Origin of the sequence: Nitrospirillum guanabarense, from assembly GCF_034653355.1 — a bacterium.
In the GTDB taxonomy this organism is placed as follows: domain Bacteria; phylum Pseudomonadota; class Alphaproteobacteria; order Azospirillales; family Azospirillaceae; genus Nitrospirillum.
Map to the genome: position 1 here is coordinate 390,766 of NZ_JAYEER010000004.1, position 22,466 is coordinate 413,231.

The following is a 22,466-nucleotide window of genomic DNA, read 5'->3' on the forward strand; positions in this document are numbered from 1 at the left end:
TGCGGGATGTATAGGAAAATGGGCTGACCTTAGGCCTTGGGCGCCGTGCCGGTGGCCGGCGGCTTCGCCGGCTGCGTGACCAGGGCGACGCGGCTCTGGAACTTCTCCGGCTCACCGTCGGCCATCAGGTTGAAATCGCTCACGACCGCGTCCAGGAAGGGGACCAGCCAGGTCTGCTCGGCCTTGGCGAAGTTGGACAGCACCCAGCCGTGCACCAGGTTCTTGTCGCCCGGATGGCCGATGCCCAGGCGCACGCGCCAGTAATCCTTGCCGATGTGGTCGTCGATGGAGCGCAGGCCGTTGTGTCCGCCGTGGCCGCCGCCCTTCTTGGCGCGCAGCTTGCCGGGGGGCAGATCCAGTTCGTCATGCAGGACGATGACCTGGTCGGGCGTCATCTTGTAGAACCGCATCGCCTCCCCGACCGACTGGCCGGACAGGTTCATGAAAGTCTGCGGTTTCAGAAGGTAGATCTTTTCGGGGCCGATCTGCCCCTCGGTGATCAGCCCCTGGAAGCGCTTCTTCCAGGGGCCGAACCGATGGCGTTGGGCGATCTCGTCCACCGCCATGAAGCCGACGTTGTGCCGGTGGTGCGCATATTCCGGGCCAGGGTTGCCCAGACCGACCACCAGCCGCATCGTCTATCAGGCCTCGGCAGCCGCCGCCGCGTTCTCTTCGGACTTCAGGCCCGACGGAGCGGCAACGGTGGCGATGGTGAAGTCGCGATCGATGACCGGACGGGCGCCTTCCGGCAGCTTCACGGCGCTGATGTGGATCGAGGCGCCGACGTCAACGCCGTCCAGGTTCACCGTCAGGTGTTCCGGGATGTTGTTGGCGCGGACGTGCAGTTCCACCTCGTGGCGGACGATGTTCAGCACGGCGCCACGCTTCAGGCCGGGGCTCGCTTCATGGCCGACGAATTCCACCGGCACCTTCACCACGATCTCGGTGGTGTCGCTGACGCGCAGGAAGTCGACGTGCAGGGGACGGTCGGTCACCGGGTCGAACTGGACGTCGCGCGGCAGGGTGCGGGTGGTCACGCCATCGACGGTCACGTCGTACAGGTGCGTGAAGAAGCCCGGCTTGTGCAGCACGCGGGTGAAATTGACGGCCTCCAGGGAGATCGTCACCGGCTTTTCCTTGTTGCCGTAAATCACGGCAGGGATGCGGCCATCGCGGCGGGTCTGACGGGCGGTCCCCTTGCCTGCCCCGTTCCGCGCCTCGGCGGCGAGCGCGATAATCTGGGTCATTGATACTCTCCTTAAGAAAATGCGCCAGCCTCCAGGGGTGCTGAGCGCGGTCGGAATGCGCGGGTGTATGCGCGCGACGGTCCGGAGTCAAGCCATAAAGTCAGGAAGGCGGCCATGAGGCCGCCTTCGAGGGTGGTTCGCACCGTCGACCGTAGGTTCAGTCGAAGAGGCCGGCGCGACTGACCGTAGGTTCAGTCGAACAGGGACGACACCGACTTCTCATTGCTGATGCGCTCGATGGCCTCGGCGATCAAGGGGGCGACGGTCAGGTGGCGGACGTTGCGCGAGACGCGCACGGCCTCGGTCGCCTGGATGCTGTCGGTGGTGATCAGCGCCTCCAAGGGGGACTGGGCCACGCGGGCGACGGCGCCGCCGGACAGCACGCCGTGGGTGACGTAGGCGCGCACCGACTTGGCGCCCCGCTCCTTCAGGGCCACGGCGGCGTTGCACAGGGTGCCGGCGCTGTCGACGATGTCGTCGACCAGGATGCAGTCGCGGCCGGTGACGTCACCGATGACGTTCATCACCTCCGACACGCCGGCGCGCTCACGCCGCTTGTCGATGATGGCCAGGTCGGCGTCCAGCCGCTTGGCGATGGCACGGGCGCGCACCACGCCGCCCACGTCCGGCGACACGATCATCAGGTTGTCACGGCCCATGGTGGCCTCGATGTCCTGCACGAACACCGGGGCGGCCACCAGGTTGTCGGTGGGGATGTCGAAGAAGCCCTGGATCTGGCCGGCGTGCAAATCCATGGTCAGCACGCGGTTGGCACCGGCGGTGGTGATCAGGTTGGCGACCAGCTTGGCGGAAATGGGGGTGCGAGGGCCCGTCTTGCGGTCCTGGCGGGCATAGCCGTAATAGGGCAGCACGGCCGTGATGCGGCGGGCCGAGCCACGACGCAGGGCGTCGATGGTGACCAGCAGTTCCATCAGGTTGTCGTTGGCGGGGTAAGAGGTGGACTGGATGACGAACACGTCCTCGCCACGGACGTTTTCCAGGATTTCCACGAAGACTTCCATGTCGCTGAAGCGCCGGATGCTGGCCTTCGTCAGCGGAACCTTCAGGCAGACCGAGATGGCCTCGGCAAGCGGGCGATTGCTGTTGCCGGCGATGAGCTTCATGGGGTCGCTCTTTTAAATAGGAAGTGGGCGACGCTGGAGCGTCTTCATACCTTCATAAAGGCGCGCGGACCATATCAAGCAAGGCCTGGGCTGTAAACCGCCGCCCCCCGCTGTCTGGGCACGGGGGGCATGCGCCGATACGGGGGTATTCACGCCTTGCCGGCACGGCCGTCAGCCAGCGGGTGTCAAGGCTATCACACTGATATGACGGCCATAATCGCCCTCGCGCCGCAACGTGGACCGCCGGTAGCTGAAGAACAGAATCCTCCCGCTCAACCGTATCGTGGCCGGTGTGGACCACCCTGACCAGCCCACATCCGGACAGCCGGTGATCGACGTAAGCCCCGATGTCGAACAGGGGATGGTGGGCCCGCCGGCCGGGATGGAAGAAGCGGGCGTTGGCGGTGTCCGCCTCCAGGAAACGGGCCTCGAACTCCGGCCCCACTTCATAAGAATCGGGACCGATATGGGGGCCGACGCCGGCGACGATGCGGGCGGGGTCGGCGCCCAGGTCCGCCATGGCCCGCACGGTGGCTTCCAGCACGCCCGTGAAGGCCCCCTTCCAGCCGGCATGGGCGGCGCCGATCACCCCGGCGGTCGAATTGGCGAACAAGACGGGCACGCAGTCTGCAGTCAGGATGCCCAGGGCGACGCCCCGCCGGCGGGTGACCAGGGCGTCGGCCTGGGGCGCGTCCTCCCGCGCCCAAGAGCGCTCCACCGTCACCACCGTGGGGCTGTGCACCTGATAGACGGTGACCAGGCTGTCGGGTCCCAGGCCCAGGTCGGCCGCGCAGCGGGCCCTGTTCTCCGCCACCGCGGCCGGGTCGTCGCTAGAGCCGAAGCCAACATTGCGACCGGCATAGAGGCCGGTGGAGACGCCGTCTCGCCGGGTGAAATAGCCGTGGCGCACACCGGGCAGGTCCAGGGCATCCAGGGCCAGGTGGGCGCGGCCTTCGGGGATGGGGGCGGTCATGGGGATCGGCCTTCGCTGGGTTCGAAGCCGGCGGGCGGCGGCGCGCCCGGGCTGGTCAGGGCCAGGGCCTTGAACAGGCGGCCCATCTGGTCGGGAGAGGTCAGGCGGTCCAGCGCCAAATCGACGGCGTGGGCCTGGACGGCCGTGGCGTTGCGCTTCAGGGTGGCGGCGCGTTGGGCGATGCCCAGGCGCCGCAGCAGCGCGCCCTGGTCCACGATGCCGTGGGCGGCGGCACCGGCCGCGACCGCCGTGGCCGCCAGGGTGCGGAAATCGACGTGGGCGGTCAGGTCGGCCTGGCCGGGATCATCCAGCACGGCGGCGTAGGCGTGGCCGCGCACGGCCTGCAGCGTGTCGCCCAGCGACGGGGCGTCATAGCCATAGTCCACCACCAGCGCGGCACCCGGGTGGGCGGCCAGGCGGCGCCCGATCTCTCCCGCCACGGTCAACGCTGCGGGGCACAGTTCCACCACCGCGCCCTCGGGCGCGCCGCGCAGGTCGGGCGGCACCAGCAATTCGGCGCCCCCCGTGGCGTCCAGCGCCCAGGCGAAGCGCTTCTCCGCCGTGTCCCAGGTGACGCACCGCTCCGCCCAGCCGCGTGCCGTCTTCTGCATCTGGCGGATGGGCAGGGCGTCGAAGAACTCGTTGGCCAGCAGCAGCAGCGGCCCCTCGGGCACCGCCTCCAGGCTGTCGGCCCAGGTGATGGGGTGGGGCGGCTGGGCGGTGGCCGGCAGGGCCGCCAGGGTGGTGCGCTGGCGGGCGCGCAAGCTGGGGCTGGTCTCCACCATATGGACGCGTAGGGACGCGGTCAGGCCGGGCGTCCGGGCCATGGCGCGCAAGGCGTCGGCCATCAGCGTGCCGCGCCCGGGTCCCAGCTCCACCAGATGCACCGGGGTGGGGGAGCCCAGGGTCAGCCACGCTTGCGCGCACCACAGGCCCAGCAACTCCCCGAACATCTGGCTGATCTCGGGCGCGGTGGTGAAGTCGCCGGCGGCCCCCAGCGGGTCGCGGGTGGTGTAATAGCCCAGGGTGGGGTGGCCCAGCGCCTCGCCCATGAAGGTGGACAGGCGCAGGGGCCCCTCGCCGCCGATGCGGCGGATCAGGTGGTCGGCCAGGGTAACCGGGGCCCCGGCGGCCGGTTGCGCGCCGGGCATCAGGCCGCCGCCGGCACGCGGCGGCGGGCCAGGGCCACCAGGATGACGCCGACCAGCAGCATGGGCACCGACAGGATCTGGCCCATGGTGACGCCGCCGCCCAGCAGGAAGCCCACCTGCACGTCGGGCTCGCGGAAGAACTCGGCCGTGATGCGGCACAGGGCGTAGCCGATGAGGAAGGCGCCGGTCAGCGTGCCCGTGCGGTCCCGCACCGAGGGGACGCGCGACAGCAGGAACAGCACGGTGAACAGCACGATGCCCTCCAGCCCCGCCTCATACAGCTGGCTGGGATGGCGGGGCAGGTCGTCGGCATGGGGGAAGACGATGCCCCAGGGCACATCGGTGGGGCGCCCCCACAACTCCCCGTTCACGAAATTGGCCAGACGCCCCAGGAACAGGCCGATGGGGGCGGCCACGGCGGCCAGGTCCCCCAGGGACAGCGGATTGAAGCCGCGCCGCCGTGCGAACAGCAGCACCGCCACGGCCACACCCGTCATGCCGCCATGGAAGGACATGCCGCCGTTCCAGACCTTCAGCATGTCCAGCGGGTGCCGCAGGTAGAAGTCCAGGTTGTAGAACAGGATGAAGCCCAGCCGTCCGCCGGCCAGCACGCCCACCACCGCCCAGACCAGGAAGTCGTCCAGCTCGGACGGCGTGGGGCGGCCGTTCATGCGCCGGGCCATGCCCAGCGCCAAGCGGTAGCCCAGGGTGACGCCCACGATGTAGGCCAGCGCGTACCAGCGCAGGGCGAAGGGGCCGATCTCGACGATCGTCGGGCTGATGTTGGGAAAGGCGAGGGCCATGATGCTGCGGATATCCCCGTGGACGTCTTCTTCCGGCCAGGCATGCGGTGGGCGCCGGGCACTTCGGCATGCCCTTGTCCCGGCGGTCGCCCGCCCCCACATGGCCGGCCGTATGGAAGAAATGGACTCGGCTGTTGGGCTTTATAGGGGCCTGGGGCCTGGGTCGCAACCGGCGGCCGGAACTCCCGGGCCCCCTGACGCTTCTCCAGAGGCGCTTCGAAGGTGCTGTTGCACCTGCGAACGTGGGCGGCGATAATGGCGGCTTGATGGCCGCGCGCTTTCCGGTTCCCCTCCGCATCGGGCCCGGGGGCGTCGGTGGTACTGGCTTTGAGGATTGAGGTGATGCAGGTGGACAACAAGGTGCTGGACGATTTGGCCCGCGTGGCCGGGGGCGCCGTCGGCGCCGTGGCCGGGCTGAAGAACGAGGTCGAGGGCCATGTGCGCCAGCGCCTGGAACGCGTGCTGGGCGGCCTGGACATGGTCCGCCGGGACGAGTTCGAGGCCGTGAAGGAAATGGCGGCCCGCGCCCGCGCGCAGGAGGATGAGATCAACCGGCTGATGGCCCTGCAGCAGGCGCTGCTGGATCGCGTCACCCATCTTGAGTTGGTGGTGGCCAAGGCCGCGGCCGAGGCGGACAAGCCGGCCTGAGCATGGCCCCTTTGGTCGAAAGGGCTGCCTTGGGCGGGAAACCCAAGGGATCCCGGGCTTCCGGCCCCACCCGTCCGGGGAGGGGGGGCCGAGTGGGCCCGCCGGCCGGATAGAAGACGGTTGCGGGGGCGGTTGTCCTCTGGCACCGTACCCCTGGTAGCTCCCACGCCCGGCAGCACCAGATTTTGTTTTTGAGTGGATCGGACGTTTCCGGTCCGGCGCCGGGTGGGATGGGTCGTCCCTTGCCATCGCGCGCGACAGGAGGGCGTATCATGTCGGCACTTGCCGTCGAGACTAGCAGCACCACCCACAATCCCCTCGATATCGTCGAGGAGATCGTCTCGGCCAACGAATGGCCGTTCGAGCGCGCCAGCGAAGACGAGATGATCGTCGAGATCAACGGCCGGTGGTGCGACTACCGGCTGTTTTTCGTTTGGCAGAACGAAGTCAGCGCCATGCAGTTCTCCTGTCAGTTCGACATGAAGGTGCCGCCGGCGCGCAAGCTCGCCGTCACCGAACTGCTGGCCGAGGTGAACGGCAAGATGTGGCTGGGCCACTTCGACGTGTGCAGCGAAGAGCACACGCCCATGTTCCGCCAGACCCTGCTGCTGCGGGGTACCCGGGCGGCCAGCGTGGAGCAGATCGAGGACCTGGTCGAAATCGCGGTGGCGGAGTGCGAGCGCTACTACCCCGCGTTCCAGTTCGTCATCTGGGGTGGCAAAAGTGCCGCGGACGCCGTTTCCGCCGCCATTCTGGACACGCTCGGCGAAGCTTGATACAGCCCACTCCCCGGGACCTCCGTTTGAATGTCATAAATAGGGTGCGGGGATGACGGCTGTGGATTTGTTGTTGGTGGGTTTCGGCAAGATGGGCGGCGCCATGCTGGCCGGTTGGCGGGCGGCGGGCACCGTCCGTCGTGTCGTTATCGTCGACCCCGCGGCCCCCACCGCGTCAGCGCCCGAGGGGGCGGTCCTGGTGGCCGATCCCGCCGCCATCCCGGCGGATTTCACTCCCGCCGCCGTGGTGCTGGCCGTGAAGCCCCAGATGATGGACCAGGCGCTGCCGGCCTACGCCGCGTATGCCGGCGGCGCCGTTTTCCTGTCCATCGCCGCCGGCAAGACCATCGCCTATTTCCAGAAGGCGCTGGGCGCGGGCGCCGCCGTGGTGCGGGCTATGCCCAACACGCCGGCCGCCGTGGGCCGGGGCATCTCCGGCGCCTATGCCACGCCGGCCGTCTCGGCCGGCCAGCGCGACCTGTGCCAACGGCTGTTGAGCGCCGTGGGCGAGGTGGTGTGGGTGGGGGATGAGGGGCTGATCGACGCGGTGACCGCCGTGTCGGGCAGCGGCCCCGCCTATGTTTTCCACCTGGTGGAGGCCATGGCCGCCGCTGGCGCCGCCGTGGGCCTGCCGCCGGACCTGGCGCTGCGCCTGGCGCGGGCCACCGTGACCGGGGCGGGGGAACTGCTGTACCGCAATCCGGAAACCACCGCCACGCAGCTCCGTATCAACGTCACCAGCCCCAAGGGCACTACCCAGGCCGCGCTGGACGTGCTGATGGACGAGCGGGAAGGCCTGACGCCGCTGATGACCCGTACGGTGGCCGCCGCCAATCGGCGGTCGCGGGAACTGGCGGGCTGACGCGCCATGGCCGGTCCCCTCAGCCCCAGCGCGCAGAAGATTCAGAATCTGCTGAACGATCTTGGCCAGCCCATCCACGTGGTGGAATTCGCGGCCACCACCCGTACGGCGGCGGAGGCCGCGGCGGTGATTGGTTGCGATGCGGCACAAATCGCCAAGTCAATTGTTTTTCGCACACGCGAAAAAAACGCCTCCGTCCTGGTGGTCGCGTCAGGCGCCACGCGCATCAACGAGACCCTGGTGGCCAGGGCCCTGGCCGATACCCTGAACGGTGACCGCCTGGTGCGGGCCGACCCGGAACATGTGCGGTTGACCACCGGTTTTCCCATCGGCGGCGTGCCGCCGTTGGGCCACGCGGTGACGCCCGTCACATTGTTCGACCGCCGTTTGCTGTCATTTCCCACGGTCTGGGCCGCGGCTGGCACCCCCAACGCGGTGTTCGCCATCGCCCCGGACGTGTTGGCGCGTCTGACCGGGGCTCGGGTGGTGGATGTCGCCTAGGCGGAAGGAACGGCTGCCACCGGTGTCCTAGCCGGTTCGACCTATGGCGGTGCTCGGCCGGCCTATACTAGCCAAAAGAGTTTATTGTGCGCTGCACAAAAACGATTGACCGGCAGGCGTACCCCAAGCATTATCCCCCCGGAATTGCCGCACCGCAGCGGCGCAAGCCGTATAGGGAATCTGAACACTATGGCGACCAATCCGTTCCTCGACTTCGACATGACGAAGTTTTTCGACCCGTCCAAGTTCGCTGAGTTCACCAAGGTGGACTTCAGCAAGACGCTGGCGGACTACAAGGTGCCGGGCATCGATGTCGATGCCTTCGTCGCCGCCCAGCGCAAGAACATCGAGGCCGTGACGGCCGCCAACCAGCTGGCCGTGGAAGGCATCCAGGCCGTCCTGCGCCGCCAGGCCGAAATCCTGCGTCAGAGCCTGGAGGAGACCTCCTCCGTGGTGTCCGACTTCCTGTCGACCGGCTCCCCGGAAGACAAGGTCGCCAAGCAGGCCGAGCTGGTGAAGACCGCTTTCGAGAAGGCCCTGGCCAACGTCAAGGAACTGGCCGAGCTGATCGCCAAGTCCAACAGCGAAGCCGCCGACGTGCTGTCCAACCGCGTGAAGGAAAGCATCGAGGAAGTGAAGGCTGCCATCGCCAAGGCCCAGACCAAGCACTAAGCTTGGTCCCAGCCTCGCGCTGAATGACAGATGGGCGGTACCCCACCGGGTGCCGCCCGTTTTGTTTTGGAGGTGCGGCCAGTCGAGGTTTTTGTTTTCATAGGCCGCGAGCGCGGCCGCCGGAAGTTTCCGGAGAGCGGCGGCGGACTGGAAACTGAGGATAGCCTAGAGCAAGATGCGATCAGCCATGATCGCATCTTGCTCTTAACCTGTTCATAATAGAGCGGAACGCGATCAGGTGACTCCACCTGATCGCGTTCCGCTCTAGCCGACGGATGTCGGCACCCGGCGCCTGAAGGCGCTTTAAACAGGCAACCGGATCACCGCGCGCAGGCCGCCCCTGGGGCTGTCCTCCAGCAGCACGTTGCCGCCGTGGCGGTTGGCGACGTCGCGGGCGATGCCAAGGCCGAGACCGACGCCGCCGGTCGCCTGGTTGCGTGAGCTGTCCAGGCGGTGGAAGGGTCGAAAGACTTCTTCCCGCATCTCCGCCGGAATGCCGGGGCCGTTGTCGTCGACCAGCACATAGAGGTGGCCGCCCTGGCGCTGCAGGGTCACCCAGGCGCGCCCGGCGTAGCGCACGGCGTTGCCCACCAGGTTGGCGACGCAGCGGCGGAAGTCGTTGGCGCGCAGGGGCACGATGATGGTGGTGTCCGGCAGGCTCAGTTCCACCGACCGTCCCTCACGCCGGACGTTGGCCACCACGTCGGTCAACAGGGCGCCCACGTCGGTCGGGGCGGGCGGTTCGGCCCCCTCGCCCCGGGCGAAGGCCAGGTAGGCCTCGATCATTCCTTCCATCTCGGCCACGTCGGCCTTCAGCTCCTCCACCTCCTGCGCTTCGGGCAGCATGGCCAGCTGCAGGCGCATGCGCGTCAGGGGGGTGCGCAAGTCGTGGCTGACGCCGGCCAGCATCTCGGTCCGTTGGCTGATCTGGCGCTGGATGCGTTCGCGCATCTGCAGGAAGGCGGTGGCGGCCTGCCGCACCTCCGACGCGCCCTCCGGCTTGAACAGCGGGGTGTCGCGGCCCTTCCCGAAGGCCTCCGCCGCGATGGCCAGGCGGCGGATGGGCCGGATCTGGTTGCGCATGAACATGATGGCGATCGTGAACAACAGCAGCGAGCTGCCGGCCATCCACAGGATGAACACCCAGCTGGTGAAGCTGAACAGCCGCCGCTCCGGCGACAGGACGTGCAGCACGCCGTCGGGCAGCTGCACGTTGATGCCGTACCATTCGTGGGCGACGTGGGTGTCGATGGTCCAGGGTCGGCCCACCTTCTCATCCAGCGCCCGGCCCAGGGTGTGTTCCAGGATGCCGAACAGGTGCTGCCGGTGCCAGTTGGGCAGCCGTTCCCCGGGACGGAAGGTCACCATAAGGTCGGTGGTGCGGGTCACCATGTCCAGGGTCGCGCCCCGGTCCTCGGGCGTCTGGTCGCGGCCCAGCTGTTCGATGACCATGGCGATCTCGCCCGCCACGCCGAAGGCCTGGTTGTTGGTCACCCGTTCCCAATGCTGGTCGTAGAAGTAAAAGGTGGCGATGGCCTGGGCCAGGATCACCGGCGTGGTGATGATCAACAGCGACCGGCCGAACAGGGTACGGGGCAGCAGGCGCTTCACCACCCCGGACGGGTTGATCACCGGGGGCGCCCCAAACCCTTGCCTCTGAGGGGCTTGCCGGCGGGGCGCCTGCTCGCGCGTCATGCTCATGGGGCATCCTTCATCACATCGGGGCGGCCTCAATCGGGCCGCAGCACATAACCTTCGCCGCGCACGGTCTGCAGATAGCGCGGCTGGCGCGGATCGATCTCGATCTTGCGGCGCAGCCGGGTGACCTGCACGTCGATGGCGCGGGCGTTGCTGTCGATGCCGGCGCGCCCCAGGTCCTCCCGCGTGAACACCACGCCCGGCTGGGCGGCCAAGGTGCGCAGCAGGCTGGCCTCGCCGCTGGTCAGGCGCACCGTCTCCTCGCCTGAGCGCAGTTCCTCCCGTTCAGCGTCGAACACCCAGCGGCCCAGGCGCACCTCCGCCGCCGTGGCGGCCGGCTTGGGCAGGCGTCGCAGGATGGAGGTGATGCGCAGCACCAGCTCGCGTGGCTCGAAGGGCTTGGGCAGATAGTCGTCGGCCCCGGCCTCCAGCCCGGCGATGCGGTCGTCGGGCTGGCCGTTGGCGGTCAGCAGCAGGATGGGCAGGCCCCCCTCGACGCGCAGGCTGCGGGTCAGCTCCAGCCCCGATTTGCCCGGCATGCGCACATCCAGCACCATCAGGTCGAAGTTGAGGGACGCCAGCATGCGCCGCGCCGCCGCCGCGTCCGCCGCGGCCGAGACGATGAAGCCGTTCTGCGACAAATAGCGGCGCAGGGCCTCGCGCAGGCGGTCGTCGTCATCCACCACCAGGATGTGGGGCTGCTCTTCGGGCAGGGCCTGCTGCGTCATCGTCATGGCCGGATGCTCTCCCTAACGGTCGCGGGGCGGCAGCATACCATAAAGAGCGTCAACGCTTCGCGAGCGCCGCCGCGGCCGGCCGCGCCTGGGCGAACTTGTCCCGGTCGCTGTCGTCCATGATGCCGACCATGACCTTGCGGAAACCTTCCACCGCCTCCGCCCCCGCCCGGCGATAGGCACGGGCGATGAGCTGGCGCTGGGGTTCGGATAGCTGGCGCTCCAGCTCCTGGCCCTTGGGCGTCAGGTCCAGCAGGCGCTGGCGCCGATCGCGCGTGCCCTGGCGCTGCACGATGTATTCCTCGCGCACCAGGTCCTGCAGCACGCGCGACAGGCTCTGCTTGGTGATGCGCAGGATGCCCAGCAAGTCGGTCACCGTGATGTGCGGGTGCCGGCCGACGAAATAGATGACGCGGTGGTGCGCCCGGCCCAGGCCGATCTTCTCAAGCATGGTGTCGGGCTCGGCGGTGAAGTCACGGTAGGCGTAAAACAGCATCTCCATCGCCTGCCGCAGCTCCTCCTCCCGCAGGAACAGGGGGTTTACGCCGGTCTTTATGTCGGTCATGCGATGCAGGCTTTCGGTACTGGCACGAAGTAACAGCGGCATTATGCCAGTTGCGCCCGTGAAGGGGAGCGGTTTCACGGACAATCGGTCACGTCCGGCCGGGCTCGGCCCTTCGGTGGACGTGCCCTTCCGGGATCTGGCTTTCGGGGGTCAGGCTTCGGCGGGGATTGCGCGGCGGGCATCACCTTTGGCAAAAGGGGCGCTCAATCGGGGCGCCGTCGATGTCGGGGGGGCTTACCAGGGGATGCAGGAGCCAAAGGGATGAAGATGAAGCTGTCGGTCGCAGGGCTGATGCTGCTGGCGCTGGCGGGTTGCGCCGCCAAGCCCGAGGGGAAGCCCGCGGCGCCGGCGGAGCCGCCGCCCGTCGAGGCGCCCAAGCCGCCGCCCACGGACATCACGCTGGACGCCAGCGATCTGGCGGCGCTACAGACGGCGCTGAAGGAAGCCACGGGCAAGCCCATCCAGGAAACCGTGAACTGGACGAACCCGCAGACGGGGCGCCAGGGCACGGTGAAGATGCTGCGCGACGGCTTCGACGCCAAGAACCGCCCCTGCCGCGAATTCCACTCGGTGGTGTTCCAGGACCAGCTGTTCCGCCACCAGACCGGCTTCATCTGCCGCCAGCCCGACGGCAGCTGGGAAGTGGTCGACGGCGTCGACTACCCGGTCCGCGAACGCAAGTAAGGCGGCCCCCCGCCAACTCTCGCTGCCTTGGCCGTGCCATAGTCGCGGCCAAGGCTTCTGCCGGAGTTCGTGCCGGGCCGGCGCCCGGGCGGACCCATCCGCCGTCGGGGAGCGTTGCGTACTGATGTCCCAGTTGCCGAAATCGGGGTCCACTTCGTCCAAGCCCGGGAAGCCCAAACCTGGCGAGCCCCGCGGCGGCTATCTTCGGGTGGCCCTGCTGCTGGCGCCGGTGGCGGCCGTGGCGATCGGGGGCGGCCTGATGCTGGCCCATTGGGGCAGGCGGGCGGAAGCCCCGCCGTCCCCGCCGCCGGTGGCGGCCGAGCCACCGCCTCCCCGGGGACCGGTGACGGTGGAGGTGGCGGGCGGCGACGGGCCCATCCTGACGGTGGCCTCGCCCGACGATCGCCAGATTTCGGACGAGGGCCTCAAGGCCCTCCACACCTTTGAGTCCAACACCGGCACCACGGCCCTGCTGGTCTGGTATCGGGGAGCCCTGCAGGTGGAGGACTACGGCCCTGGTACCCGCCCATCCGACTTGATGGACGGGGCGGGATTGCAGGCGGGCCTGCTGACCTTCCTGACCGGCAAGGCCATCCAGGACGGCTTCCTGACCTCCGCCGACCAGCCGCTGGGCCAGATCTTCCCGGACTGGAAGGACGACCCCCGGGGCCGCGTCACTGTGCGCGACCTGCTGGTCGGCAGCAGCGGCTTCGGCTTTCCTTCCGATAACGGCGTCCCCGGCGGCCCGGCGGCGGCTGATGCCGGCGCCTGGCTGAAAGGCCTGGCGTTGGAGGCGGAGCCCGGCACCCGCTACAAACCGGCGGAAGGGGAGCTGCAGGTGCTGGCCCTGACGCTGGAAAAAGCGACCAGGCAGCCGCTGGCGGCTTATTTGTCGCAGGGCCTGTGGGCGCCAATCGGCGCCCGGCCGGCGGAAATGCTGATGGACGACAGCGGCCGCGCCACTTTGGTCGGCTGCTGCGTCAAGGCGACGGCGCGCGATTGGTTGCGCCTGGGCCTGTTGCTGAAGGATGGCGGTCAGGTGGAAGGCCGCGCTGTCCTGCCCATGCCATGGGTGGAGGAGATGCAGCGCCCCACGTTGTTCGCGCGCAACGAGGGCATGCGGGTGCGCCTGGCTTGGCCACGCGAGAAGGGCGGCCCCATCAAGGCGGCCGAGGCCTTCGCCGAGCCAGACACCGTGTTCATCGCCGGCGCGGGCGGCCAGAGGCTCTACGTTTCCAAGGCGGCCGATTTGGTGATCCTGCGCCTGGGGCGCGCGGCGGAGCCCTGGGACGACGCCACCCTGGTGAACCTGGTGACACGCCATCTGGAACGCCCGCCGGAACCCAAGCGCACACCCTACTCCTCAATCGCCGTCCAGCCCCAGGGGCTGGCCATGCCGCCCATCGTCACGCCGCGCAAACCGCCGGCGGTGGTGACGGTGCCGCTGGACGCGCCCCACCCCCCGGGAAAGGACGCCCAGCCGACCCTGCCCAGCGCGCCCACCGTGCCGGGCGGCGCGTCCGGCCAGCCGGCCGCGGGCGCGGGGCCGGGGGACAAAACGCCGCACCAGCGGTAAGACGGCGCCTTGGCCATGGCCCGCCACCACAGGTGGTTTATCCGAGCGGGAATCAACCCGAGGCACCCGCCGGTTCCGGATGGGCGGCGGCGGGACGGCTGACATTCACCTTTATTTGGACTTGAAAGCCTTCAACTGTTTGTTGAATTCGCTCGCGAGCTTCTGCATCTGGTCGACGGCGTCGTTGTACTTCTTCTGCCAATTTCCGCTGCCGTTTTTGCCTTCGAACTCGACGCAGCTCATGTAGTCCTGGGTCTCCGCCATGAACTTCTTCACGGCGGCGGATGCCGTCTGCATCTCCGCCTCCGCCGCCTTGCTGCCGTCCGGCACGGCGGGGGGTGTACCCAACGCGCACTCCGCCCGCGCCACGCCCGCAACCCCCAAACCAGCCATCAGGACGATGGCTGCCACCCGTTTCATCATCTGCACCGACCTCCCGGAGTCCAGTAAGCACACAGTCCGAAAAAGACCATCTTTCAAAGCTTTACGGATCGTTACCTACACTTGCCTTCACGCCTTGGGCCCGTTTGCCACCGGCCCGCGCCCTGTTCGCGATCCGTCACCGTCCTGGTCGGTCAGCCGCCGCCGGTCGTGATCCGATATGACGGAGCGGTGACGTTTTTTGTCACCTGTGCTGAATTTTTATTACTTAAAATGCTAAGAAGAACTGTGGGGCCCAGCCCCTTTCCCCCTGTTTCGTTTACCTCGCCCCGTTAGCGCCTTGGATTCCGGCGTTTTAACCAGAGTCGGACGCTAATGGATTCGGACTGAAATCCTTTCCGCATTGCGAAAGATAAATTTCAGTCGTTGTGGTCCTGGGCGGCATTAACTGTAGTTGAGGTTATAAGTCAGTTTACAGGTCTGCGAAAGCATGTCTAGGTATTAGCCCAGGGCCCAAGCCGAGCCGCCACCGTACTGCGGGCGGGGCTTGGGGGCGCGCACCGGGTTCGGCAGGGTGGTTGTCGGTCTTGGCGACGACAGCGGCGCGGGGCAATGAACAAAGCAGGGGTAGTAAATAATGTCGTATGAGGCAGATGGGTTTTTGGGGCGTGTCAGTGGCCTGGTGAAGAAGCCGGAAAATTCCAAGAGCTGGTTTACCATTGGGCGCAAGATTGCCCCCGCTGTCGCCATTCCCACGATTATTGGCCTGGGCGCCGTCATTTGGCTGAGCACCAACCAGATGCACAAGGCCATGCTGGCCCAGTCCGTGGCGTCCGAGCGTCAGGAAACGGAAATGCTGGCGCAGCAGATGAGCGCCGCCGTCCGCTTCAAGCAGCAGGACTCCATCGCGGACGCCTACAATGACCTGAGCAAGCGCGCCGGAGGCAGCCTGGCCGGGGTGCGCGTCAACGATACCGACGGCGAATCCTTGGACAGCTTCGACAGCAGCACCCTGCCCGTCTACGCCATCGACAAGGACAAGGAACTGCCCAAGAAGGTCACCGAGACCAAGGCCTTCGATCGCGGCGATCATCTGATCGTCATGTCGCCGGTGAAGGCCGGCGCCAACCATGACCAGGTCGGCACCCTGATCGTGGCGTGGAGCCGCCAGGGCCTGAACGAGGCCATCTCCTCCACCGTCAAGGGCTCGCTGCTGACCGCCGTCATCGTGCTGGCCATCCTGGTCGGCGGCTTGGCCGTGCTGCTGCACTTCCTGGTCAGCCGCCCGCTGACCACCCTGCAGACCGCCATGGGCCGCCTGGCCAGCGGCGACCTGGCCGTGGACATCACCGGCACCGAGCGTGGCGACGAGATCGGCGCCATGGCCGCCTCCGTCCAGGTGTTCAAGGACAACGCCCTGGAAGTGGAACGCCTGAAGAAGGTGCAGGAGCAGGCGGAGCGGGAGTCGGCGGAAGAGAAGCGCCGTACCATGAACCGCCTGGCCGACGAGTTCGAGAGCACCGTGAAGGGCGTCGTGGCCCAGGTGTCCGAGGCCGCCACCCGCATGCAGTCCAGCGCCCAGACGCTGTCCGGTTCGGCCGACGAGAGCCGCAGCCAGGCCGGCGCCGTCGCCGCCGCCACGCAGCAGGCCTCGGCCAACGTGCAGTCGGTGGCCAGCGCCACCGAGGAACTGGCCGGTTCGCTGGCCGAGATCTCCAACCAGGTCAACACCTCGGCCCGCATCGCCAAGGCCGCCGCCTCCACCGCCGAGAAGACGAACGAGACCGTGCAGTCACTGGCCTCGCGCGCCCAGAGCATCGGCGACGTGGTGAAGCTGATTTCCGATATCGCCAGCCAGACCAACCTGCTGGCGCTGAACGCCACCATCGAGGCGGCCCGCGCCGGCGAAGCCGGCAAGGGCTTCGCGGTCGTGGCCAGCGAGGTGAAGAGCCTGGCCAATCAGACGGCCAAGGCGACGGAGGAAATCTCCGCCCAGATCTCCACCATGCAGGACGCCACCCGCGACGCGGTCGACGCCATCATCACGATTTCCAAGACCATCGCCGAGATCAACGACATCTCCGACATGGTCGCCGGCGCGGTCGAGGAGCAGGACGCCGCCACCAAGGAAATCGCCCGTAACGTCCAGCAGGCTTCCATGGGCACCATGGAAGTGTCGCGCAATATCGGCTCGCTGCAGCATGCCGCCGAGGACACCGGCAAGTCGGCCACCCAGGTCCTGGGCGCGGCCACCGGCCTGGCCCAGCAGTCCGACACCCTGGCCGGTCAGGTGGACCGCTTCCTGCAGCAGGTCCGCGCCGCCTAAGTATCGGGCCGACGCCTAAACAGAAAACCCCTGCGGGAGTGATCCCGCAGGGGTTTTCTGTTTGTGGGGCTGGGGGTGGGGATCAGGCTGTCACTCCCCATAGCTTCCTGGCTTCCTCCGCGATCACGTCCGGATATTCCTCCGGGAAGAACAGCTTGGCCTGGGGGAGGTGGCGCACGCCTTGGCAGTTGGGCAGGACGCCGGCCAGATAGTCGCCGCCCTTGGGGTCGAAGATGGTGTCGGCCGTGCCCCAGACGATGCGGGCGGGCACCGTCACCCGGCGCAATTCCTTCTCGATGCCGGCCAGTGGGTTGGGGTCCAGGCCCAGGGTGTAGGCGTGCACCAGATCCTTGCGCCGGGGGCTGCTGACCAGGGGGCCCAGGTAATAGTCCAGCGCCTCATCCGTGGGGCGGGTGGGGTCGCTGTAGGTCTGGCCGCCCAGGCCGGTGGGCCCGCGGGCCAGTTCCTTGTCCGCCACCCAGCGGGCCAGCCAGCGGTCGGCGAAGGTGCCGGCCCGTGCCATTTCCAGCACCGGCTGCAGGGCCGGGGGCGGGCTGTCGGGCTCGGTATCACAGTTGGTCAGCAGCAGGCTGCGCACCCGCTTGGGATGGCGGGTGGCGAACAGCTGGGCCACGGCCCCGCCGCTGTCGCTGGCCACGATGTCCACGCTGTTGGCGCCGACGCCGTCCAGGAAGGCCACCAGCATCCGCACCTGGACATCGGGCGTCACCGCTTGCCCTTCCGGCACGCGGCTGTAGCCCAGGCCCAGGAAGTCCGGCGCCAGGCAGCGGCGGTGGGCCGACAGCCGGTCGATGGCGCCCCGCCATTGGAAACTGTTCAGCGGGAAGCCGTGCAGGAACAGGGCGTCGGGACCAGTCCCCTGGTCCATGTAGGCGACGTGGCCGAAGGGCGTGCCGGCATAGCGGCGCAAGGACCGGTAGGCGGCGGCGTCCAGCGGCCTGGTGTCGGCCAAGGTGGCGGCGTGAGCGGTGGCGCCCGCCCCGGGAGCCCCAAGCGCCAGGGCGGCGCCGACCCCGGCCAGGCTTTGCAGGAAATGACGGCGGGCGAACGGCGCGGAGAGCATCTTTCATCCCCTCAAGGGAAGGTTGTTCGGATGCCCCAGGGATACGCCCGAGCCTCCCATGCGGTCGATAACCCGCCAGGTCATGGTTTCTTGACCTCCGAGGTCATGGCTTTTGCCTGTGGCCGCCGTATCATGCGTCCCCATGTCCATCGCCGCCGCCACCGTGACCGCCCTTCCGTCCCAACCCACGCCGTTGGGCCTGCTGCTGCGTGAGTGGCGGGCGGCACGGCGCATGAGCCAGATGGACTTGGCCCTGGAGGCGGGCGTCTCCACCCGGCACCTTAGCTGTGTGGAAACCGGCAAGGCCCAGCCCAGCCGCGAGCTGCTGGCCCGCCTGGCCGATACGCTGGACATGCCCCTGCGCGAGCGCAACGCCCTGCTGGTGGCCGCCGGCTACGCCCCCCGCTACAGCGAGGCGACGCTGGCGACGCCAGAGATGGCGCCGGTGCGCCAAGCCATCGATTTCATCATCAAGCAGCAGGAACCCTATCCCGCCCTGGTCATGAACCGGCGCTGGGACGTGGTGCGCATCAACCGCGCCACCGCCCGGGTGGTCAGCCTGGCACGGGGTGGCATGCCCCGGCACAACAACATCCTGCGCCAGGTTTTCGACCCCGACGACATGCGGCCGGTCATGGGCGATTGGGAACGGCTGGCGGGGGACCTGATCTGCCACCTGCACAACGAACTGGCGGCCACGCCCTTCGATCCCGGCCTGCGCGCCCTGTTGGACGACGTGCTGGCCTTCCCCGGCGTGCCCGCCCGCTGGCGGTCCCGCGACCCGGACGCCAGCCCCTTGCCCCTGTGCACCACGGTGTTCGCCGGTGGGGCGCTGGCCGCGGACGGTCACCCGCTGCGCTTCTTCTCCACCATCACCACTTTCGGTTCCGCCCGCGACGTGATGGTGGAGGAACTGCGCATCGAATGCATGTTCCCGGCGGACGAGCGCACGGCGGAGCGGTGCAGGGCGCTGGCGGCGGAAAGCGCCCCATGAACGGACAGCGGCACGGGTCGCCCCATGCCGCCGTCCCAAATGCCTGCGCCCGGCGGGAAGCTTATTCTCCCACCTTGCCGCCGTTGGCGGCCGACCATTCGGCCGGGGCGTGCAGGAACTTCTCCACTTCCATCATCGTTGCGACATCGAAATAGTTATGGTCGCGCGCTACTTTCAGCACGTCCCACCAAGTGGTCAGGGCATGCAGGGTGACACCGATCTCGCGCATCGTCTCCACGCTCTTGGGGAAGATGCCGTAGTGGAAGACGACGAAGGCGTGCTCGCATACCGCACCCGCCTGGCGCAGGGCGTTGACGAAGCCCACCTTGCTGCCGCCGTCGGTGGTCAGATCCTCCACCAGCAGGATGCGGTCGCCCTCGGCGAATTGGCCCTCGATCTGGGCGTTGCGGCCGAAGCCCTTGGGCTTCTTGCGCACGTACTGCATGGGCAGGCCCATGCGGTCGGCCATCCAGGCGGCGTAGGAGATGCCGGCCGTCTCACCGCCGGCGATACCGTCGAACGCCTCGAACCCGGCGTCGCGCATCACCGTCTGCACGGCGTAATCGATGATGGCCGAGCGGGCGCGCGGGAAGCTGATGACCTTGCGGCAGTCGATATAGACCGGGCTGGCCTTGCCCGAGGTCAGGATGAAGGGCTGGGTGGCGTTGAAGTGGATCGCCTTGATGTCCAGCAGGATGCGGGCGGTCAGGCTGGCGGCGGTCTGGGCGTCGATCATGGGGGACCTCGGGCGCTGAAGATAAATTGGGGGAGGTATTAGTCCTGCAGCAGGCGCCAGTCCAGCCGTTCGCCGGCGCGGAAGGGCAGGACAGCGTTGCTGCCGCCGGCGTCCACCAGGTCGGGAACGGTATAGCCGTCGCGCACCAGGGTGATGGTGTCCTCATTGGGGGCCAGGCCATGGAAGCGCGGGCCATTCAGGCTGGCGAAGGCCTCCAGCGCGTCCAGCCTGCCTTCCTCGTCGAAGACCTGGGCGTAGAGTTCGATGGCGCTGGCCGCCGTGTAGATGCCGGCGCAGCCACAGCCCGATTCCTTGGCGCTGGTGGGGTGCGGCGCGCTGTCGGTGCCCAGGAAGAACCAGGGCTGCCCGCTGGTGGCGGCGCGGCGCAGGGCCAGCCGGTGCTTCTCCCGCTTGGCGATGGGCAGGCAGTAGAGGTGGGGCCGGATGCCGCCCGCGAAGATGGACGACCGGTTGATCATCAGGTGGTGGGCGGTGATGGTGCAGGCGAGGCGCCCGCCGGCGCCATGCGCCTCCACCACGGCCACCGCCTCTTCAGTCGTGGCGTGTTCCAGCACGATTTTCAGGGTCGGGTAGCGGTCCATCAGCGGCAGCAGCACGCGTTCGATGAACACGGCCTCGCGGTCGAAGATGTCGATGGCGGGGTCGGTCACCTCGCCATGGACCAGCAGGGGCATGCCAATGTCCTGCATGCGCGCCAGCACGCCGGCAACGTTGGCGAGGTCGGTGACGCCGTGGGCGGAATTGGTGGTGGCATGGGCGGGGTACAGCTTCACCGCCCGGAACAGGCCCTCCTCATAGCCGGCGACGATCTCATCGGCGCTGCTGCCATCGGTCAGGTAGGCGGTCATCAGCGGCTGGAAGCGGGTGTCCGGACCCAAGGCTTCCATGATCTCCGCCTGGTAGCGCCGGCCGGCCGCACGGTCGGTTACCGGCGGCACCAGGTTGGGCATGATGATGGCCCGGCCCATCTGGTGGGCGGAGTGCGGCAGCACGGCGCGCAGCATGGCCCCGGTGCGGACGTGCAGGTGCCAGTCGTCGGGGCGGCGCAGGGTCAGGCGGGCGGCGGTGGTCGCGCTCATGGGGATGGGTCCGGCTTATGATGTCCGGGCGCCAGTCGTACGCGCTCAAGCGCGCGGGCTCAACCCCCGGCGGCCCGGGGCATGGCGCTGGCGCCCATGCCCGTGGCGCGGGGCCCATGCCAGTGGCGCGCCACCGGGCAAATCGGGTATGAAGCCCGTCTTGTCCGTCTCTTATATCCCGAGTTCGATCCCATGGCCCTGATCGCCCCCCGCACGCCGCCCGGCACGATGGAACTGCTGCCGTCCAAGCAGATCGCCTTCCAGCGCATGCTGGACACCATCCGGCGGGGCTATGAGCGTTTCGGCTTCCTGCAGATCGAAACCCCGGTGTTCGAGACCGTGGACGTGCTGCTGACCAAGTCGGGCGGCGAGACGGAAAAGCAGATCTATTTCGTGCAGTCCACCGGTGCCCTGGAACAGGCCAAGCGGCCCGACATCGCTCTGCGCTTCGACCTGACCGTGCCCACCGCCCGCTATGTGGCGGAGCATGAGCACGACCTCAGCTTCCCCTTCCGCCGTTATCAGATCCAGCGCGTCTATCGCGGGGAGCGGGCGCAGAAGGGGCGCTATCGCGAATTCTACCAGTGCGACATCGACGTCATCGGCAAGGACAGCCTGTCCGTCGCCTATGACGCGGAGATGCCGGCCGTCATCTACACCGTGTTCCGGGATCTGGCCCAGGTGGGCATCGATGTCGGCCCCTTCCAGATCAACCTGTCCAACCGCAAGATCCTGCGCGGCTTCCTGGAAGGGCTGGGCTTGAGCGAGGGCGAGGCTCAGGCCGCCGTGCTGCGCGAAATCGACAAGCTGCCCAAGGTGGGCGTGGATGCCGTGCGCGCCACCCTGACGGGGGAGCAGGCGCTGTCGGCCGAGACGGCCGCCGCCATCCTGGCCTTTGTCGGCATCGATGGAACCACGGATGAGATGCTGGCCAAGGCCAAGGATCTGGGCAGCGTCAGCGCCCTGGCCCAGGAAGGCCTGGGCGAGCTGACCCAGGTGGTGGCGGGGCTGCGCGCCCTGGGCGTGCCGGACAGCCATTTCCGCGTCAATTTCTCCATCACCCGCGGCCTGGATTACTACACCGGCACGGTGTACGAGACCTTCCTGACCGACTTCCCACAGATGGGCAGCGTCTGTTCCGGCGGGCGCTACGACAACCTGGCCAGCCAGTACACCAAGAGCAAGCTGCCGGGCGTGGGCATCTCCATCGGCGCCACGCGCCTGTTCTATGTGCTGGACCAGGCCGGCCTGGTGAAGGACCAGACCAGCACCATCGACGTTCTGGTCACCCAGTTCGCGCCCGAGCTGCTGCCCGACTACCTGGCCCTGGCGGGTGAGCTGCGCACCGCCGGCCTGAACGTCGAGGTGCACCTGGAACCGGCAAAAATCGCCAAGCAGATGAAATATGCCGACCGCGCCGGCATCCCCGTGGTGCTGATGATGGGCCCGGACGAGGCCGCCGCCGGTACCGTCACGGTGAAGCGCCTGGCCAGCGGCGAGCAGGCCGCCGTGGCCCGCGCCGACCTGGCCGGCCATCTGCTGGCGGCGTTCGGCCGGACCCGCTGAGATCACCGGAACCGGCACGGACCTTGCGTTAAAGGGCCGTGTTTGGCCACACCGGCGGCAAAACCTACCCCCAACAGGGGGCTGACCCTGATATCGCTTGATCGCGGGCAGGATAGGCCGCTTAGTTGAGACGGGGGGTGAGCCTCTGCCCGGTGGCCCATGACGGGTCTGCGCTGAGGGGGGTACCGCGTACGCGGGCGATGACGACCAGCACCGACAACAGCTTGGGCGGGGCTCCCCTAACGGGGGTTAGTGGGCGGGCCGA

General features: G+C 68.1%; 23 protein-coding genes. 10 read left to right on the forward strand and 13 right to left on the reverse strand.

Annotated features, from left to right (window positions below):
* Nucleotides 1-29: 29 nt before the first annotated feature.
* From pth to lgt, 6 genes are all read right to left on the reverse strand, one after another.
* The gene (gene pth, locus UAA55_RS19745) at nt 30-635 is read right to left on the reverse strand and encodes an aminoacyl-tRNA hydrolase (protein ID WP_322954836.1); all 606 of its coding nucleotides are present in this window, start codon (nt 633-635) and stop codon (nt 30-32) included.
* 6 nt (nt 636-641) lie between these two features.
* Entirely contained in the window at nt 642-1,247 is a 606-nt protein-coding gene (locus UAA55_RS19750) for a 50S ribosomal protein L25/general stress protein Ctc (protein WP_322954837.1), read from the reverse strand.
* A 191-nt stretch (nt 1,248-1,438) separates the two neighbouring features.
* The gene (locus UAA55_RS19755) at nt 1,439-2,371 is read right to left on the reverse strand and encodes a ribose-phosphate pyrophosphokinase (RefSeq protein ID WP_145618547.1); all 933 of its coding nucleotides are present in this window, start codon (nt 2,369-2,371) and stop codon (nt 1,439-1,441) included.
* A 52-nt stretch (nt 2,372-2,423) separates the two neighbouring features.
* The gene (locus tag UAA55_RS19760; RefSeq protein ID WP_322954838.1) at nt 2,424-3,344 is read right to left on the reverse strand and encodes a purine nucleoside phosphorylase YfiH/LACC1 family protein; all 921 of its coding nucleotides are present in this window, start codon (nt 3,342-3,344) and stop codon (nt 2,424-2,426) included.
* A complete protein-coding gene (locus UAA55_RS19765; protein WP_322954839.1) occupies nt 3,341-4,495 on the reverse strand; it encodes a class I SAM-dependent methyltransferase in 1,155 nt (384 codons plus the stop codon). The genes UAA55_RS19760 and UAA55_RS19765 overlap by 4 nt, the downstream gene beginning before the upstream one ends.
* Nucleotides 4,495-5,298, reverse strand: a complete 804-nt coding sequence (gene lgt / locus UAA55_RS19770) for a prolipoprotein diacylglyceryl transferase (RefSeq protein WP_322954840.1) — start codon at nt 5,296-5,298, stop codon at nt 4,495-4,497. The genes UAA55_RS19765 and lgt overlap by 1 nt, the downstream gene beginning before the upstream one ends.
* Nucleotides 5,299-5,640: 342 nt before the next feature.
* On the opposite strand from lgt, the gene UAA55_RS19775 reads away from it, so the two are divergent.
* The 5 genes from UAA55_RS19775 to UAA55_RS19795 all read left to right on the forward strand — a co-directional run bounded on the left by UAA55_RS19775 (nt 5,641) and on the right by UAA55_RS19795 (nt 8,757).
* Complete coding sequence (locus UAA55_RS19775) at nt 5,641-5,946, forward strand: accessory factor UbiK family protein (RefSeq protein WP_322954841.1); 306 nt, start codon at nt 5,641-5,643, stop codon at nt 5,944-5,946.
* Nucleotides 5,947-6,218: 272 nt separating this feature from the next.
* Entirely contained in the window at nt 6,219-6,722 is a 504-nt protein-coding gene (locus UAA55_RS19780; RefSeq protein ID WP_088870881.1) for a type III secretion system chaperone family protein, read from the forward strand.
* Between the two features lie 52 nt (nt 6,723-6,774).
* Nucleotides 6,775-7,584 (forward strand): pyrroline-5-carboxylate reductase, encoded by an 810-nt coding sequence (gene proC, locus UAA55_RS19785; protein WP_322954842.1) that lies wholly within the window; start codon nt 6,775-6,777, stop codon nt 7,582-7,584.
* A 6-nt stretch (nt 7,585-7,590) separates the two neighbouring features.
* On the forward strand, nt 7,591-8,085 hold the full coding sequence (locus UAA55_RS19790) for a YbaK/EbsC family protein (RefSeq protein WP_322954843.1): 495 nt from the start codon (nt 7,591-7,593) through the stop codon (nt 8,083-8,085).
* 189 nt (nt 8,086-8,274) lie between these two features.
* A complete protein-coding gene (locus UAA55_RS19795; RefSeq protein ID WP_322954844.1) occupies nt 8,275-8,757 on the forward strand; it encodes a phasin family protein in 483 nt (160 codons plus the stop codon).
* 303 nt (nt 8,758-9,060) lie between these two features.
* Here UAA55_RS19795 and UAA55_RS19800 read toward each other — a convergent pair whose 3' ends face one another.
* From UAA55_RS19800 to UAA55_RS19810, 3 genes are read right to left on the reverse strand one after another with little or no spacing between them, the layout of a single operon-like run.
* Nucleotides 9,061-10,458 (reverse strand): ATP-binding protein, encoded by a 1,398-nt coding sequence (locus UAA55_RS19800; protein ID WP_322954845.1) that lies wholly within the window; start codon nt 10,456-10,458, stop codon nt 9,061-9,063.
* 29 nt (nt 10,459-10,487) lie between these two features.
* A complete protein-coding gene (locus UAA55_RS19805; protein ID WP_322954846.1) occupies nt 10,488-11,189 on the reverse strand; it encodes a response regulator in 702 nt (233 codons plus the stop codon).
* A gap of 52 nt (nt 11,190-11,241) precedes the next feature.
* The gene (locus UAA55_RS19810) at nt 11,242-11,754 is read right to left on the reverse strand and encodes a MarR family winged helix-turn-helix transcriptional regulator (RefSeq protein ID WP_322954848.1); all 513 of its coding nucleotides are present in this window, start codon (nt 11,752-11,754) and stop codon (nt 11,242-11,244) included.
* Nucleotides 11,755-12,015: 261 nt separating this feature from the next.
* Here UAA55_RS19810 and UAA55_RS19815 point away from each other — a divergent pair, with 261 nt between their 5' ends.
* Together UAA55_RS19815 and UAA55_RS19820 are read left to right on the forward strand one after the other, a co-directional pair.
* Entirely contained in the window at nt 12,016-12,438 is a 423-nt protein-coding gene (locus tag UAA55_RS19815) for an RT0821/Lpp0805 family surface protein (RefSeq protein ID WP_322954850.1), read from the forward strand.
* Between the two features lie 124 nt (nt 12,439-12,562).
* Nucleotides 12,563-14,014 (forward strand): serine hydrolase domain-containing protein, encoded by a 1,452-nt coding sequence (locus UAA55_RS19820; protein WP_322954851.1) that lies wholly within the window; start codon nt 12,563-12,565, stop codon nt 14,012-14,014.
* A 111-nt stretch (nt 14,015-14,125) separates the two neighbouring features.
* On the opposite strand, the gene UAA55_RS19825 is transcribed toward UAA55_RS19820, so the two are convergent.
* Nucleotides 14,126-14,437 carry a hypothetical protein gene (locus UAA55_RS19825; RefSeq protein WP_322954852.1) on the reverse strand — a complete coding sequence of 104 codons (312 nt, stop codon included), beginning with the start codon at nt 14,435-14,437 and terminating at the stop codon, nt 14,126-14,128.
* 619 nt (nt 14,438-15,056) lie between these two features.
* On the opposite strand from UAA55_RS19825, the gene UAA55_RS19830 reads away from it, so the two are divergent.
* Nucleotides 15,057-16,721: a methyl-accepting chemotaxis protein gene (locus tag UAA55_RS19830; RefSeq protein WP_322954853.1), complete on the forward strand. Its 1,665-nt coding sequence runs from the start codon at nt 15,057-15,059 to the stop codon at nt 16,719-16,721.
* Between the two features lie 82 nt (nt 16,722-16,803).
* Here the strand turns inward: UAA55_RS19830 and UAA55_RS19835 are convergent, their stop codons facing one another.
* Nucleotides 16,804-17,805: an alpha/beta fold hydrolase gene (locus UAA55_RS19835; RefSeq protein ID WP_322954855.1), complete on the reverse strand. Its 1,002-nt coding sequence runs from the start codon at nt 17,803-17,805 to the stop codon at nt 16,804-16,806.
* Nucleotides 17,806-17,947: 142 nt separating this feature from the next.
* On the opposite strand from UAA55_RS19835, the gene UAA55_RS19840 reads away from it, so the two are divergent.
* Nucleotides 17,948-18,799 (forward strand): helix-turn-helix transcriptional regulator, encoded by an 852-nt coding sequence (locus tag UAA55_RS19840; RefSeq protein WP_322954856.1) that lies wholly within the window; start codon nt 17,948-17,950, stop codon nt 18,797-18,799.
* 61 nt (nt 18,800-18,860) lie between these two features.
* Here UAA55_RS19840 and UAA55_RS19845 read toward each other — a convergent pair whose 3' ends face one another.
* A complete protein-coding gene (locus tag UAA55_RS19845; protein ID WP_322954858.1) occupies nt 18,861-19,535 on the reverse strand; it encodes an orotate phosphoribosyltransferase in 675 nt (224 codons plus the stop codon).
* A gap of 38 nt (nt 19,536-19,573) precedes the next feature.
* On the reverse strand, nt 19,574-20,635 hold the full coding sequence (gene pyrC / locus UAA55_RS19850) for a dihydroorotase (RefSeq protein WP_322954859.1): 1,062 nt from the start codon (nt 20,633-20,635) through the stop codon (nt 19,574-19,576).
* A gap of 192 nt (nt 20,636-20,827) precedes the next feature.
* Here pyrC and hisS point away from each other — a divergent pair, with 192 nt between their 5' ends.
* Nucleotides 20,828-22,201 carry a histidine--tRNA ligase gene (hisS, locus tag UAA55_RS19855; protein WP_322954860.1) on the forward strand — a complete coding sequence of 458 codons (1,374 nt, stop codon included), beginning with the start codon at nt 20,828-20,830 and terminating at the stop codon, nt 22,199-22,201.
* Nucleotides 22,202-22,466: the final 265 nt, after the last annotated feature.